General features: G+C 72.6%; 13 protein-coding genes. 10 read left to right on the top strand and 3 right to left on the bottom strand.

Features of this window, described 5'->3' with window-relative positions:
* Positions 1-10: 10 nt before the first annotated feature.
* The 6 genes from ACP7BI_RS05200 to ACP7BI_RS05175 are packed head-to-tail and all read left to right on the top strand — an operon-like array spanning position 11 to position 5,877.
* Entirely contained in the window at positions 11-865 is an 855-nt protein-coding gene (locus ACP7BI_RS05200; protein WP_425844189.1) for a DUF58 domain-containing protein, read from the top strand.
* Positions 852-1,340 (top strand): hypothetical protein, encoded by a 489-nt coding sequence (locus ACP7BI_RS05195; RefSeq protein ID WP_425844188.1) that lies wholly within the window; start codon positions 852-854, stop codon positions 1,338-1,340. The genes ACP7BI_RS05200 and ACP7BI_RS05195 overlap by 14 nt, the downstream gene beginning before the upstream one ends.
* Complete coding sequence (locus tag ACP7BI_RS05190; protein WP_425844186.1) at positions 1,331-2,320, top strand: vWA domain-containing protein; 990 nt, start codon at positions 1,331-1,333, stop codon at positions 2,318-2,320. The genes ACP7BI_RS05195 and ACP7BI_RS05190 overlap by 10 nt, the downstream gene beginning before the upstream one ends.
* Entirely contained in the window at positions 2,302-3,303 is a 1,002-nt protein-coding gene (locus ACP7BI_RS05185; RefSeq protein WP_425844184.1) for a VWA domain-containing protein, read from the top strand. The genes ACP7BI_RS05190 and ACP7BI_RS05185 overlap by 19 nt, the downstream gene beginning before the upstream one ends.
* A complete protein-coding gene (locus ACP7BI_RS05180; protein ID WP_425844182.1) occupies positions 3,300-4,076 on the top strand; it encodes a hypothetical protein in 777 nt (258 codons plus the stop codon). The genes ACP7BI_RS05185 and ACP7BI_RS05180 overlap by 4 nt, the downstream gene beginning before the upstream one ends.
* A 37-nt stretch (positions 4,077-4,113) precedes the next feature.
* On the top strand, positions 4,114-5,877 hold the full coding sequence (locus ACP7BI_RS05175) for a proline--tRNA ligase (RefSeq protein ID WP_425844180.1): 1,764 nt from the start codon (positions 4,114-4,116) through the stop codon (positions 5,875-5,877).
* Positions 5,878-5,881: 4 nt separating this feature from the next.
* Here ACP7BI_RS05175 and ACP7BI_RS05170 read toward each other — a convergent pair whose 3' ends face one another.
* Complete coding sequence (locus ACP7BI_RS05170) at positions 5,882-7,372, bottom strand: alanine/glycine:cation symporter family protein (RefSeq protein ID WP_425844179.1); 1,491 nt, start codon at positions 7,370-7,372, stop codon at positions 5,882-5,884.
* Positions 7,373-7,471: 99 nt separating this feature from the next.
* Between ACP7BI_RS05170 and nusA the strand changes: the two genes are divergently transcribed.
* The 4 genes from nusA (at position 7,472) to rbfA (ending at position 12,181) form a co-directional block, all read left to right on the top strand.
* Entirely contained in the window at positions 7,472-8,464 is a 993-nt protein-coding gene (nusA, locus tag ACP7BI_RS05165) for a transcription termination factor NusA (RefSeq protein WP_425844178.1), read from the top strand.
* A gap of 132 nt (positions 8,465-8,596) precedes the next feature.
* Entirely contained in the window at positions 8,597-8,854 is a 258-nt protein-coding gene (locus ACP7BI_RS05160; protein ID WP_425844177.1) for a YlxR family protein, read from the top strand.
* A 110-nt stretch (positions 8,855-8,964) separates the two neighbouring features.
* A complete protein-coding gene (infB, locus tag ACP7BI_RS05155; RefSeq protein ID WP_425844175.1) occupies positions 8,965-11,670 on the top strand; it encodes a translation initiation factor IF-2 in 2,706 nt (901 codons plus the stop codon).
* 61 nt (positions 11,671-11,731) lie between these two features.
* Positions 11,732-12,181, top strand: coding sequence for a 30S ribosome-binding factor RbfA (gene rbfA / locus ACP7BI_RS05150; protein ID WP_211449774.1), 450 nt, complete (start codon positions 11,732-11,734; stop codon positions 12,179-12,181).
* Positions 12,182-12,214: 33 nt separating this feature from the next.
* Here rbfA and ACP7BI_RS05145 read toward each other — a convergent pair whose 3' ends face one another.
* The gene (locus ACP7BI_RS05145) at positions 12,215-13,639 is read right to left on the bottom strand and encodes an RNB domain-containing ribonuclease (RefSeq protein WP_425844174.1); all 1,425 of its coding nucleotides are present in this window, start codon (positions 13,637-13,639) and stop codon (positions 12,215-12,217) included.
* Between the two features lie 30 nt (positions 13,640-13,669).
* Entirely contained in the window at positions 13,670-14,542 is an 873-nt protein-coding gene (locus ACP7BI_RS05140) for an A/G-specific adenine glycosylase (RefSeq protein WP_425844173.1), read from the bottom strand.

Raw genomic sequence — 14,542 nt, 5'->3', positions numbered from 1 at the left:
GAAGACGACCATGTCGATTCACGCGCACCGTCGCACCCTCGAGCTGCTCGAGGGGGAGTACCAGTCGATCCACCACGGCCGCAGCCACGACTTCGACGACCTGCGCGAGTACCAGCCGGGCGACGACGTCAAGGACATCGACTGGAAGGCGACCGCGCGCAGCCACGTGCCGCTCGTCAAGCGCTACATCGCCTCCCGCCAGCACAACGTGCTGCTCGTCGTCGACTCGGGGCGCAACATGGCTGCGATCGCCGAGTCGGGGGAGTCGAAGCGCGAGATCGCGATCCTCGTCGCTGGCGTGCTCGGCTACCTCGCGACCCGGCACGGCGACCGCGTCGCGCTGCTCATGGGCGACGCGGAGCGCACCGAGAGCATGCCGGAAGGCGGCTCCGAGGCGCACCTCGAGCGCATGCTGCGGCGCATCGGCGAGGCGGTCTCGATCGACGGGCCGCTCTCGCGGCTCGAGGGGGTGCTCGAGCACGCGGTGCGGCGGATGCGTCGTCGCTCGCTCATCGTCGTGATCGCCGATGACCTCGCGTACACGCACGACCTCGACGTGCACCTCGGCCGCCTCCACACCCGCCACGAGGTGCTGTGGGTCTCGGTCGGCGACGCCGACCTCATGGCTCGCGCCGGCGACCACCGCGAGCTCGTCGGCGTCGACACGGGGCTCGGGCTGCCGTCGTTCCTGCGCCGCGACAAGGGGCTGCGCCGCGCATTCGACGAGCAGTCGGCGCTGCGGCGCGAGCGGCTCGAGGCGGGGCTGCGCTCGCTCGGCATCGCCTCGGTGCGCATCGGATCGAGCGCGACCGCGATCGGCGGCCTCTTCCGCCTGCTCGAGAGGCACCGGCGTGCGCGTCGCTGAGCTCGGCGGCCTGCCCGCGCCCGACACCTACGGACCGTTCGGCTACGGCCCGTGGTGGTTGCTCGGCGCGCTCGCGATCGCCGCGATCGCCGCCGCCTACGCCTTCTCCTGGCTCTTCACGCGCCCGCGGGGCATCCTCGAGCCGCCGCCCCCGCCCGTCGTCCCGATCGACGTGCGCAGCGTCAAGGAGAAGTACCTCGGCATGATCGACGAGGTCGCCGCCGAGCACGCGGCCGGCGACATCGGCCCGCGCGAGCTCGCGCAGCGGCTGAGCCTCGTGCTGCGCTTCTTCGCGCACGAGTCGACCGGCGTCGTCGCCGAGGTCATGACCCTCCGCGACCTGCGCGACGCCGACCTCCCCGCGGTCGAGGGCGCGGTCGCGCAGTACTACCCGGCGTCGTTCCGGCGAGCGGCGAAGCACGACCCGGAGGCGGCGCTCGGCGCGGCGCGGCAGGTGGTGGCCACGTGGATGTGAGCCTGCTCTGGCCGTGGCTGCTGCCGATCGTCGTGGTCGTCGGGCTCGCGCTCGCGATCGTCGGGCTGCTGCTGCCGAAGCGTCGCCGCGACCGCGGCCTGCCGGTCGCGCACGTCGACCGGATGACGGCGCTGCCCGCGTTCCGCGGCGCGCTGACCCGCTACCGGCTCTGGATCGGCGCCGCGCTCGTCGCGGCGCTCGCGGGGCTCACGGTCGCCGGTGCGGTCGCCTCGCGTCCCTCCGGGGTCCACGCGAACCAGGAGGACGACTACAAGCGCGACATCGTGCTGTGCCTCGACGTCTCCGGGTCGATGGTCGACGTCGACGCCGAGATCCTCGGCGTCTACCGGGACATCGCCGCGTCGCTCGACGGCGAGCGCATCGGCATGCGCATCTTCGACGCCTCGAGCGTGATGGCGTTCCCGCTCACGAGCGACTACGACTACATCCAGGAGCAGCTGGGCCGCTACGTGCGGGCGCTGAACGGCACCCTCGGCCCCGAGGAGCAGTTCAACTACCTCGCAGGCACCGCGAGCGGCCTCGGCGCCTCGCTCGTCGGCGACGGGCTCGCGTCGTGCGTGCTCGACTTCGCCGACCTCGAAGCGAGCGAGCGCCCGCGGTCGATCATCCTCGCGACCGACAACGTCGTGAACGGGCAGCAGATCTTCACCCTCCCGCAAGCCGGGCAGCTCGCGGTCGACAACGAGGTGCGCGTGTACGCGATCAACCCCTTCGACTGGGGCGGCGACATGGCGTCGCAAGAGCTGCGCGAGATCGCCGAGGGCACCGGCGGCGCGTACTTCGCGCTCGACTTCGCGCAGACGGTGCCGCAGATCGTCGACCGCGTCAACGCGATCGAGGCGGGCTACATCGAGACGCCCCCGCAGATCCAGGTCGTCGACCGACCGGGGGCGCTCCCGCTCGTCGTGCTGCTGCTCGTCGCGGGCGTCGTCGGGATGGCGTGGAGGGCGAGGCTGTGATCACGTTCCACCCCACGCTCCCCGTGCTCGTCGCGATCGTCGGCGCGCTCGCGCTCGCGCTGTGCGTGTGGCAGCTCGTCGCGGTGCGCGGCCGCCGGGTCGCGTGGCTCCGCCGCTCCCTGCTCGTCGCGCTCGCGGTCGCCATGGCCTTCCGCCCCGCGCTGCCCGGCGGGGAGGTGCCCACGGCATCCATCTCCGCCCGCATCTTCGTCGTCGTCGACACCTCCCAGTCCGTCGCGGCGGAGGACTGGGGGAGCGAGCCGCGGCTCGCGGGCATGCAGGAGGACGTCGTCGAGATCGCCCGCTCGTTCGCGGGCGCCGACATCTCGGTCATCTCCTTCGACTCCCAGGCGCTGCTGCGCGTGCCGCTCACCGACGACGGCTCCGCGGTCATCGAGATGGTGCGGGCGCTGCGGCCGGAGATCGCGCAGCAGTCGCGCGGCACGTCGGTCGCGGCCGCGCACGACCTGCTGCGCACCGAGCTCGAGCGCTCCGCGGCGGCCGATCCCGGCTCGCCCGCGATCGTCTTCTACCTCGGCGACGGCGAGCACACCGCCGAGGAGCCGCCGCAGTCGTTCGCCGACGTCGGCGGGCTCGTCGACCGCGGCCTCGTGCTCGGCTACGGCACGGAGCAGGGCGGGCGGATGCGCATCTCGAGCTTCAACCCGAACGAGGACCGCTACCTGCAGGATCCCGCGGGCGGCGACGCGATCAGCCGCATCGACGAGGGGCAGCTGCAGTCGATCGCGAGCGAGCTCGGCATCAGCTACCTGCACCGGCAGCCCGGGCTCCCGCTCTCGGACGCGCTCGGGCCCATGGCCGCGCTCGACGGCGCCGCGAACCTCGACCGCACCGAGGAGGCGCGGCTCGAGGTCGCGTGGATCCTCGGCCTGCCGATCGCGCTGCTGCTCGCGTGGGAGGGGCTGAGCCTCGCTCGCTCCCTCCGCTCCACTCGCGGCATCCTGCGGACGGAGGCGCCGTGACCGTCCCGATCCCGCCGAGGCCGCGTCGCGTGCTGACCGACCGCCAGCGCCGCAGGCTGCGCTGGTGGCTCATGCTCGGGCTCATCCCCGTCGCGCTCGCGGTGCTCGTCGTCTCGGCGAAGCTCATCAGCGTCAGCGCGCTCTCGCAGACCGCGGTCGACCGCTTCGAGAGCCGCGCGTACGGCCAGGCCGCCGAGGCGGCGCGCGGGCTCGAGCTCTGGAACTGGGTCGAGCCGTGGAAGGCGCCCTTCGGCCTCGGCGTCTCGCTCACGATGAGCGGCGAGCTCGAGCAGGGCAGGGCGAAGCTCGAGGAGTCGCTGCGGCTGCACGGCGAGCCCGTCACCGCGGGACAGACGCACGAGCACTGCGTCATCGTCGCGTCGCTCGCGACCGCGATCGAGAAGCAGGGCGACGCGGCTCGCGAGGGCGACGACCGAGAGGGCGCGAACGCCTTCTACAACGAGGCGCTCGCGCTCATCGCCGCGACGCCGGAGGGCTGCCACGATGAGCCGCGCGAGGGCGAGGCCGACACCGCGGCGCAGCTCGAGGCCGCCGTGCCCCGCATCGAGGAGAAGATCGAGGACTCGGAGCAGGGCGAGGGCGAGGGCGAGGGCGAGGGCGAGGGCGAGGGCGAAGGGAACGAGCCGCAGACGCCCGAGGAGCAGCTCGAGGAGCAGAACCAGGGCGCCCAGACCGAGCAGCAGCAGCAGGACCAGTACGACCAGGGCGGCGACGAGCCGGGCGGCGGCTCGGACGTCGAGCGACCCTGGTGAGTCGGCCCGCACCCCGCTCCGCGCATAGGATCGCTGGGTGATCCGCCTCTCCGAGCTCTTCTTCACCACGCTTCGCGAGGACCCGGCCGAGGCCGAGGTCGCGAGCCACCGACTGCTGCTGCGCGCGGGCTACATCCGCCGCGCCGGCGCCGGCCTGTACTCGTGGCTGCCGCTCGGCCTGCGGGTGCGGCGCAACATCGAGCGCATCATCCGCGAGGAGATGACCGCGGCGGGCGCGCAGGAGGTGCTCTTCCCCGGGCTCCTGCCGCGCGAGCCCTACGAGCGCACGGGACGCTGGACGGAGTACGGCGACGGCATCTTCCGACTGCAGGACCGCAAGGGCGCCGACCACCTGCTCGCGCCGACGCACGAGGAAGTCTTCACGCTGCTCGTGCAGGACCTCGTCTCGAGCTACAAGTCGCTGCCGCTGACGATCTACCAGATCCAGGACAAGTACCGCGACGAGGCCCGGCCCCGCGCGGGCCTGCTGCGCGCGCGCGAGTTCACGATGAAGGACGCGTACTCGTTCGACGTCGACGACGCGGGGCTCGAGGCGAGCTACCAGCGCCAGCGCGACGCGTACGAGCGCATCTTCGCGCGCCTCGGGCTCGAGTACGTCATCGTCTCGGCCGACGCCGGTGCGATGGGCGGCTCGAAGTCGGAGGAGTTCCTGCACCCGACGCCCGTCGGCGAGGACACCATCGTGCGCTCCGCGGGCGGCTACGCCGCGAACGTCGAGGCGTTCGAGACGCTCGCGCCCGAGCCGCAGCCGATCGAGGGACTGCCCGAGGCGCTCGTGCGCGACACCCCCGACACCCCCACGATCGAGACGCTCGTCGCCGACGCCAACGCGCGCTTCCCGCGCGAGGACGGCCGCGCGTGGACGGCCGCCGACACGCTCAAGAACGTCGTGCTGCGGCTGACGCACCTCGACGGCTCGAAGGAGCTCGTCGTCGTCGCCGTGCCCGGCGACCGCGACGTCGACGAGAAGCGCGTCGAGGTCGCCTTCCAGCCCGCCGAGGTCTCGGCGGCGGACGACGACGACTTCAAGGCCAACCCGGCCCTCGTGAAGGGCTACATCGGCCCGTGGTCGCCCTCGGGCGCCGTGCTGGGGGAGGAGGGTGCCACGGGCATCCGCTACCTCCTCGACAAGCGGGTCGTCGACGGCTCGAGCTGGATCACCGGCGCGAACGAGGCCGGCAAGCACGTCTTCGGGCTCGTCGCCGGGCGCGACTTCGTCGGCGACGGCTGGGTCGAGGCGGCGAACGTGCGCGAGGGCGACCCTGCCCCGGATGGGTCGGGTCCCGTCACGCTCGAGCGCGGCATGGAGATCGGCCACGTCTTCCAGCTCGGCCGCAAGTACGCCGAGGCGCTCGGCCTCAAGGTGCTCGACCAGAACGGGAAGCTCGTCACCGTGACGATGGGCTCGTACGGCATCGGCGTCACCCGCAACCTCGCCGCGATCGTCGAGAAGTCGCGCGACGAGCGCGGCATCGTCTGGCCGCGCGAGGTCGCGCCGTTCGACGTGCACGTCGTCGCGACCGGCCGCGACGCGGGCGTGTTCGAGATCGCCGAGGGCGTCGTCGCGAGCCTCGAGTCGCGCGGTCTCGAGGTGCTCTACGACGACCGCCCGAAGGTCTCGCCGGGCGTGAAGTTCGGCGACGCCGAGATCATCGGCGTGCCGCAGATCGTCGTCGTCGGCCGCGACGCGGCCGAGGGTGTCGTCGAGGTCTGGGACCGCGCGACGGGCGAGCGGCAGCAAGCTCGCCTCGACGAGCTCGAGGCAGCGCTCGGCCGCTGACGGGTCAGGCGCCGGGCCTGCGCGCCGGGCGCTCCTCCTCGGCCGGCGGCACCGTCGTCCACTGCCCCGTGACCGACTCGACGTCGCGCCACTCCTCGACGCCGCGCAGCTCGGGCAGCATGTCGCGCGTGAACACGGGGTCCTGGCCCGCGCGGCGCTGCTCGTCGAAGTTCTCGAGCAGCTTGAAGGCGACGCCCGAGAGCAGGCCGATCGCGACGAGGTTGACGATCGCCATGATGCCCATGAGCAGGTCGGCGGTGTTCCACACCGTCGCGGTCGCGACGACCGAGCCGGCGAGCACCGCGACGACCGCGAGCACGCGGTAGGTCGTGAGCACGGCGCGGCTCTCGGTGATGAACTCGATGTTCGACTCGCCGTAGTAGTAGTTGCCGATGATCGACGAGAACGCGAGCAGGAAGACGATGAGCGAGAGCGCGATGCCGGCCCACGCGCCGAGCTCGCCCGTGACCGCTTGGAACGTCAGGTCGATGCCACCCTCCGCACCCGCGAGGTCTGGCGTCGAGACGAGGATGATGAATGCGGTGATGGAGCAGACGAGGAACGTGTCGAAGTAGACGCCGAGCGTCTGCACGAGGCCCTGCTTCGCGGGGTGGGTGACGGCGGCGGATGCGCCGGCGTTGGGAGCGGAGCCGAGGCCAGCCTCGTTCGAGAACATGCCCCGCTTGACGCCCTGCATGATGATCGTGCCGATCGCGCCGCCGGCGACCTGCTGGAACCCGAACGCGCCGGCGTAGATCTCGCCGAGCACGCGCGGCACCTCGGTGATGTTCATCCCCACGATGACGAGCCCGAGGACGAGGTAGAGCAGCGCCATCGCCGGCACGAGCGACTGCGTCACCTTCGCGATGCGGCGCACGCCGCCGAAGACGATGAGGCCCGTGAGCACCGCGACGACGACGCCGATGGCCCACGGCAGCCACGCGGCGTCGGTGCCGACGGTCGAGGTGACCGTCGCGACGATCGTGTTCGCCTGCAGCGACGAGAACGCGAACGGGAAGCAGACGATGAGGATGATCGCGAAGAGGATCCCCATCCAGCGGGCGCCGAGGCCCCGCTGCATGTAGTACGCGGGCCCGCCGCGGAAGCCGTCGGCGTCGCGGTGCTTGTAGAGCTGCGCGAGGGTCGACTCGATGAACGACGAGGCGCCGCCGACGAAGGCCATCGTCCACATCCAGAACACCGCGCCCGGCCCGCCGATCGCGATCGCGGTCGCGACGCCGGCGATGTTGCCGACGCCCACCCGGCTCGCCGCCGAGATCGTGAACGCCTGGAACGACGACACCGACTGCGTGCTGCCGTCGCGCGCGAGCGGCGTGCTGTCGGTCAGCACGCGGAGCATCGCCGGGAACAGGCGCAGCTGCACGACGCCGGAGCGGATCGTGAAGTAGACGCCGAGCAGGGCGAGCACCGGCAGGACGATCCACGTCCACCAGAAGTCGCCGGCCGTCAGGATCGCGTCGTCGAGGGCTGCCATGGCGCAGAGCCTATGAGAGCCCTCCTCCGAGCCCCCCGGGCGGTAGACTGCTGGGTCGGCATCGCATGCCGGATGAGTCGTGAACCAAGGAGCCCACAAGTGAAGATCGATCTGACCGTGCTGAAGACCGTCGAGCGCGAGCGGGAGATCTCCTCGGACGAGCTGATCCGCATCATCGAGCAGGCGATCCTGCAGGCCCACGTCCGCTCGGGCGAGGGCAAGCCCGACCCGGCCGCCCCGCAGCCGCGCGTCGAGGTCGACCGCCGCACGGGCGAGGTCACGCTCTTCGAGCCCGAGCTCGACGAGGACGGCAACCGCATCGGCGAGTCGGTCGCGACGACCGACGACTTCAGCCGCATCGCCGCGACCGCCGCGAAGCAGGTCATCTTCCAGGCGCTGCGCGACAAGAGCGACGAGTCGGTGCTCGGCGCCTACAAGGACCGCGAGGGCGACATCATCGCCGGCGTCGTGCAGCAGGGCACGAACCCGCGCATGGTGCACGTCAAGCTCGGCGACGACATGGAGGCGCTGCTGCCGCCCGAGGAGCAGGTGCCGGGCGCCGAGTACAAGCACGGCCAGCGCCTGCGCGTGTTCATCACGAAGGTCGAACGCGGCCCGCGCGGCCCGCAGGTGACCGTCAGCCGCACCCACCCGTCGCTCGTGCGCCGGCTGTTCGCGCTCGAGGTGCCCGAGATCGCCTCGGGCGCGGTCGAGATCGTCGCGATCGCGCGCGAGGCCGGCCACCGCTCGAAGATCGCCGTGCGGGCGACGCAGCCCGGCATCAACGCGAAGGGCGCGTGCATCGGCGAGCTCGGCGCGCGCGTGCGCGCCGTGCAGGCCGAGCTCGGCGACGAGAAGATCGACATCGTCGACTACTCCGAGGACCTGCCCGCGTTCGTCGCGAGCGCGCTGAGCCCGGCTCGGGTGTCGGATGCGTTCATGCTCGACGCGAAGACGAAGGCCGTCCGGGCGCTCGTGCCCGACTTCCAGCTCTCGCTCGCGATCGGCCGCGAGGGGCAGAACGCGCGCCTCGCGGCGAAGCTCACGGGGGCGAAGATCGACATCCAGCCGGATTCCGTCATGGATGACTGAATCCGGCCGGATGTCGCTCTGAGCCCTCGGGAGCGGAAGGCCCGGTGGGCCTTCCGCGAGCGAGAGATCGACATCCAGCCGGATTCCGTCATGGACGAGGACTGACGACGCCTTCAACTCCAGCGCCCGGGCGTGTCGTGCTGTAGAGTGGAACCCATCCGAACGTGTCTTGGCTGTCGCGCGCGCACCGAACCCGCACAACTCGTGCGGATCGCTGCACCGGGCGGCACCGCGGTCGTCGACGAGGGTCGACGGCTCCCGGGCCGAGGCGCGTGGGTGCATCCGACGCAGCAGTGCGCGGAGCGCGCGATCCGCTCGCTCCCGCGGGCACTGCGCCAGCGGCACCTCGACACCTCGCCCATCGCACGGTGGGCGGACGGGCTCGCCTGAGCCCTGAACGAAGGAATGAACGGCACATGGACAACTGATGAGCGGCTCGAAATGAGACCCGTCAGCAATTGACGTCCGCCCTGTCCTGGGCGGACCAGGACAGGAGAGAAGTGGCAAACCCACGCGTTCACGAGATCGCCGCCGAGATCGGCGTCGAGAGCAAGGTCGCTCTGGCCAAGCTCAAGGAGATGGGCGAGTTCGTCAAGGGACCCGCCTCGGCGATCGCACCGCCGGTCGCCCGCAAGCTCAAGGCCGCCCTCGAGGCGGAAGGCGTCGCCGCTCCCGCGGCGGCGAAGGAGCAGCCGGCGGCGAAGGCCCCGGCCAAGTCGGCCGCGAAGCCGGGCGCCGCGAAGGCGACCCCTGCCGCGCCCGCGGCTCCCGCCGCAGCGGCAGCAGCGCCCGCCGCGCCCGCGGCAGCGCCCGCACCGGCAGCCGAGGCCCCGCAGGCCGCGCCCGCGCGCCCCGCCGAGGCTCCGGCCGCTCCGGCGACCCCCGAGAAGCCCGCTGAGGGCGGCGCGGCCGCGCCGTCGCCGAGCGCCATCCCGCGCCCGATGGGTCGCCCGGGCGCTCCGCGCCCCGGCAACAACCCCTTCGCGTCGGCCCAGGGCATGGGCCGCCCGCGCGGCGGCAACAACCCGTTCACGAGCAAGCAGGGCGCGGCCGGTCCGCGACCGGCGGCTCCCCGTCCCGGTGCCCCGCGCCCGGGTGCGCCGCGTCCCGGCGCGCCGCGACCCGGCGCTCCCCGTGCCGGCGGCGCCGGTCGTCCCGGCGGTCCCGGTCGTCCGGGCGGCTTCCAGCGCCCCGGCGCTCCGGCTCCCGGTGCTCCCGGCCGCGGCGGTCCCGCGTTCGCGGGTCGTCCCGGCGGCGGCGGTCGCGGTCGCGGCGGCACGGCCGGTGCGTTCGGCAAGGGCGGCGCCAAGGGCAAGTCGCGCAAGTCGAAGCGCACGAAGCGGCTCGAGTTCGAGATGCGCGAGGCGCCGTCGATCGGTGGCGTCAAGGTCCGGCGCGGCGACGGCGAGACCGTCCGCATGCGTCGCGGTGCATCGATCGCCGACTTCGCCGAGAAGATCGACGCGATGCCCGGTGACCTCGTGACCGTGCTGTTCCACCTCGGTGAGATGGCGACGGCGACGGAGTCGCTCGACGAGACGACCTTCGAGCTGCTGGGCGCCGAGCTGGGCTACAAGATCCAGATCGTCAGCCCGGAGGACGAGGACAAGGAGCTCCTCGAGTCGTTCGACATCGACATCGCGCAGGAGCTCGAGGACGAGACGGACGAGGACCTCGAGTACCGCTCGCCGGTCGTCACCGTCATGGGTCACGTCGACCACGGCAAGACGCGACTGCTCGACGCGATCCGCGGCGCCAACGTCATCGACGGCGAGGCCGGCGGCATCACGCAGCACATCGGCGCCTACCAGGTCTGGCAGGAGCACGAGGGCGAGGACCGCGCGCTCACCTTCATCGACACCCCGGGTCACGAGGCGTTCACCGCCATGCGCGCCCGTGGTGCGCAGGTGACCGACATCGCGATCCTCGTGGTCGCGGCCGACGACGGCATCATGCCGCAGACGATCGAGGCGCTGAACCACGCCCAGGCGGCGAACGTGCCGATCGTGGTCGCGGTCAACAAGGTCGACAAGCCCGACGCCAACCCGGCGAAGGTGCGCCAGCAGCTCACCGAGTACGGACTCGTCACCGAGGAGTACGGCGGCGACACGATGTTCGTCGACGTCTCGGCGCTCGCGCGCACCGGTATCGAGGACCTCCTCGAGGCCGTGCTGCTCACGGCGGATGCGGGTCTCGACCTGCGTGCGAACCCCAACAAGGAGGCGCGCGGCGTCGCCATCGAGGCGAAGCTCGACAAGGGCCGCGGCTCGGTCGCGACCGTGCTCATCCAGTCGGGAACGCTCCGCGTCGGCGACGCGATCGTCGCGGGCACCGCCTACGGCCGCGTGCGAGCCATGGTCGACGACCGCGGCGAGCTCGTGCACGAGGCCGGTCCCTCGATGCCCGTCCAGGTGCAGGGCCTCTCGAGCGTGCCGCGCGCCGGCGACACCTTCATCGTCACCGATGAGGACCGCACGGCTCGGCAGATCGCCGAGAAGCGCGAGGCCGTCGAGCGCAACGCCCAGCTGGCCAAGGCCCGCAAGCGCCTCTCGCTCGAGGACTTCAAGCTGGCGATGGAGCAGGGCAAGGTCGAGACGCTCAACCTCATCATCAAGGGTGACGTGTCGGGTGCCGTCGAGGCGCTCGAGGAGTCGCTCATGAAGATCGAGATCGACGACACCGTCGACCTGCGGATCATCCACCGAGGCGTCGGCGCGATCACCGAGTCGGACGTCAACCTCGCGACCGTCGACTCGGCCGTCATCATCGGCTTCAACGTCCGCCCGGACACGAAGGCTCGCGAGCGCGCCGCCCGAGAGGGTGTCGACGTGCGGTTCTACAACGTGATCTACGCGGCGATCGAGGATGTCGAGAACTCGCTCAAGGGCATGCTCAAGCCCGAGTTCGAGGAGGTCCAGTCGGGTGTCGCCGAGATCCGCGAGGTGTTCCGCTCCTCGAAGTTCGGCAACATCGCGGGCTGCATCGTCCGCTCCGGCACGATCACCCGCAACGCCAAGGCTCGCATCATCCGCGACGGCGTCGTGCTCGCCGATGGCCTCGCCATCGAGTCGCTGCGCCGCTTCAAGGACGACGTGACCGAGGTCCGCACCGACTTCGAGTGCGGCATCGGGCTCGGCCGGTTCAACGACATCCAGGTCGGCGACGAGATCGAGACGATCGAGATGGTCGAGAAGCCGCGCGTCTGACGCGCAGTACGGTGTGGGGCGGCTGCTGGCCGCCCCACACTCGTCTCAAGAGGAGGAACCCATGGCAGAGAACCCCCGGGCGAGGAAGATCGCCGACCGCATCCAGGAGATCACCGTGCGCGCCCTCGAGCGCGAGGTGCGCGACCCGCGGCTCGGCTTCGTCACGATCACGGATGTGCGGGTGACGGGCGACCTGCAGCACGCGTCGATCTTCTACACGGTGTACGGCACCGACGAGGAGCGCGACGAGACGGCGAAGGCACTCTCGAGCGCGAAGGGCGTCGTGCGGCGCGAGATCGGCAAGGGACTCTCGCTGCGACTGACCCCGACGATCGAGTTCCACCTCGACGCGCTGCCCGACAGCGCGGCGTCGATCGACCACTTGCTCGACGAGGCGCGGCAGCGCGACCTCGCGGCGCAGCGGGCGGCCGAGAGCGCTCAGTACGCGGGCGAGCCCGACCCGTACCGCAAGCCGAAGGACGCCGACGAGGACGAGTCGGCCGCGAGCTGACGCCTCCCGCCGGCTGAGCCGTCCTACGGCGGCTCAGCCGGCGAGGGCGGCGTCAGCGAAGCGGAGGCTCCGCTCGGCGAGGTCGGCCTCCACGAGCCGTGCCCGGATGCGCTCGCCCGGCGACGCAGCCGTGTCGCACCTCGCCTCGGTGGGCGGGTCGATGAGCTGGATCGTCGCGCCCTCCTTCCGCGATTCCACGACCACCGCGTCGAGCTCCTCGCCGACGCGATGGCGCAGCACCGCGATCTCGACGGCGTCGACCGATGCGCGTTCGAGCGTGCCCGCGATCCGGCTCGACTCCTGCATGATCTCCGGCAGCCCCTCGAGCCCCTCGGTGGCCCACGCCGGGATCTCACGGCCGTTGGCGATCGCTTCGCAGTGCGCGAGCACGTAGCGGTCGACGAGCCGCCGCAGCGGCGCGGTCGCGTGCGCGTACGGGGCGCCGATCGCCGCCTGCACCCAGTCGGACGCATCCGCCCCCTCGGTGATCACGCGGTACGCGGCGCCGCGGAAGAGCCGCCTCGCGGCCTGCAGGATCGCGAGCGTCGACGGCTCCGAGCGGTCGAGGCGCCGCAGGAAGTCGCCGTAGTGCTCGTCCTCGCGCCACGGCTCGCCGATCGCCGCGACCTCCGCGCGGAAGGCGCGCACGTCGCCCTCGGGCGGCGGCGGCATCGTGCGGAGGATGCCGGCACCCGCGCCGAGCATGAGGGTCGCGGCCTCCATGCCGGTCATGAGCGAGAGCTGCGCGTTCCAGCGCTCGACGGGCAGCAGCTCGCGGCGCGTCAAGCGGTACTCGTCGCCGTCGCGCTCGATCTCCTCCTCGGGCATGTCGAGGCTCGCCCCGCCCCGCTCCGCCTCGAGCGCGATCCGCAGCTCGCCGACCTCCCGCAGCAGCCCGAGCATGGCGTCGCCGCCGTCGAGCAAGCGCTGCGCCTCGGCGTAGCTGCGCTGCGCGCGCGAGCGCACCCGCGCGCGCTCGAGACCGACGCGCAGGGCCCGGCCCGACGCATCCAGCCGGAACGACCACACGTACGCGCCGCGCACCTCGCCGGCGAGCAGGCTCGCGGTGCCCTCGCTCACGACCGCCGGGTGGAGCGGCACGCGGCCGTCGGGCGCGTACATCGTCTGCCCGCGGCGGCGCGCCTCGGCGTCGATCGCGCCGCCGGGCTCGACGAAGGCGGCCACATCGGCGATCGCGTAGTGCACGAGGAAGCCGTCGCCGTCGCGCTCGAGGTGCAGCGCCTGGTCGAGATCGGTCGAGCCCTCGGGGTCGATCGTGATGAACGGGATGCCGGTGCGGTCGGCGTCCGGCAGCCGCGGCTCGGCGGCGAAGGCCTCCGCCTCGGCGATCGCGGCGGGCGGGAAGCTCGCGTCGAGGCCGAGCTCGTCGCGGATCGCCTCGAGGGCGGCGGCGAGGTCGTCGCTCGGGGCGGTGACGCGCTGGTGTCGAGCTGGCATGCCGCTCAACCTACCGAGCGAGCCCGAGCGTCAATGCGGGAGCCGCACCGCGTCGCCCTCGCGCACGACGAGGCCGTCGGCGGCGAGCGAGGCGATCGCGCGCTCGAGCTGGTCGGCGTCGTGCCACCGCGCGTGCAGCTCGGCGGGGGAGAGCGGCACGTCGACGGCCCGGAGCGCGCGCAGCACCGTGCCGCGCGCCTGCCGGTCGCTGCCCTCGAACCTCGGCTGCCGCGGCGCGCGCCGTCCCTCGAACGGCGGGTAGCCCGCCGCTCGCCACGCGCACGCGTGGGCGATCGGGCACTCGGGGCAGCGCGGCGCGCGGGCGGTGCAGACGAGCGCGCCGAGCTCCATGAGCGCGATGGAGATGACGGATGCGTCGGCAGAGTCCTCGGGCAGCAGCGCCTCGACGTCGGCGAGGTCGCGCTTGGCGGCCGGGCCCGCCTCGCCCCGGCCGTGCACGGCGCGCGCGACGACGCGGCGCACGTTCGTGTCGACGACGGGGTGCCGGTCGCCGAAGTGGAAGACGGCGACCGCGCGCGCCGTGTAGTCGCCCACCCCCGGCAGCGCGAGCAGCGACGCGACGTCGCGCGGCACCTCGCCGCCGTGCCGCTCGACGATCGCGCGCGCCGTGTCCTGCAGGCGCAGCGCCCGTCGCGGGTAGCCGAGCGTGCCCCACTGCCGCAGCACCTCGTGGGTCGGCGCGTCGGCGAGGTCGGCGGGCGTGGGCCAACGGGCGAGCCAGCGGTCGATCTCGACCGCGACGCGCGCGGCTTGCGTCTGCTGCAGCATGACCTCGCTCACGAGCGTGCCCCACGCGTCGAAGTCGGGCCGCCGCCACGGCAGGTCGCGCGCGCTCGAGCGATACCAGTCCGCGAGCGCGGTCGTGGAGCGGTCGCCGAGCAT

This window comes from Agrococcus sp. TSP3-2-1 (assembly GCF_049897585.1).
Classification (GTDB): Bacteria; Actinomycetota; Actinomycetes; order Actinomycetales; family Microbacteriaceae; genus Agrococcus.
The sequence above is the reverse complement of the archived record's forward strand: the minus strand, read 5'-3'. Positions and strand labels throughout refer to the sequence as shown.

Coding starts and splice junctions, on each gene's coding strand:
- ACP7BI_RS05200 (WP_425844189.1), top strand. CDS start 11: ATGTCGATTCACGCGCACCGTCGCACCCTCGAGCTGCTCGAGGGGGAG.
- ACP7BI_RS05170 (WP_425844179.1), bottom strand. CDS start 7,372: ATGGCAGCCCTCGACGACGCGATCCTGACGGCCGGCGACTTCTGGTGG.
- rbfA (WP_211449774.1), top strand. CDS start 11,732: ATGGCAGAGAACCCCCGGGCGAGGAAGATCGCCGACCGCATCCAGGAG.
- ACP7BI_RS05145 (WP_425844174.1), bottom strand. CDS start 13,639: ATGCCAGCTCGACACCAGCGCGTCACCGCCCCGAGCGACGACCTCGCC.
- ACP7BI_RS05140 (WP_425844173.1), bottom strand. CDS start 14,542: ATGCTCGGCGACCGCTCCACGACCGCGCTCGCGGACTGGTATCGCTCG.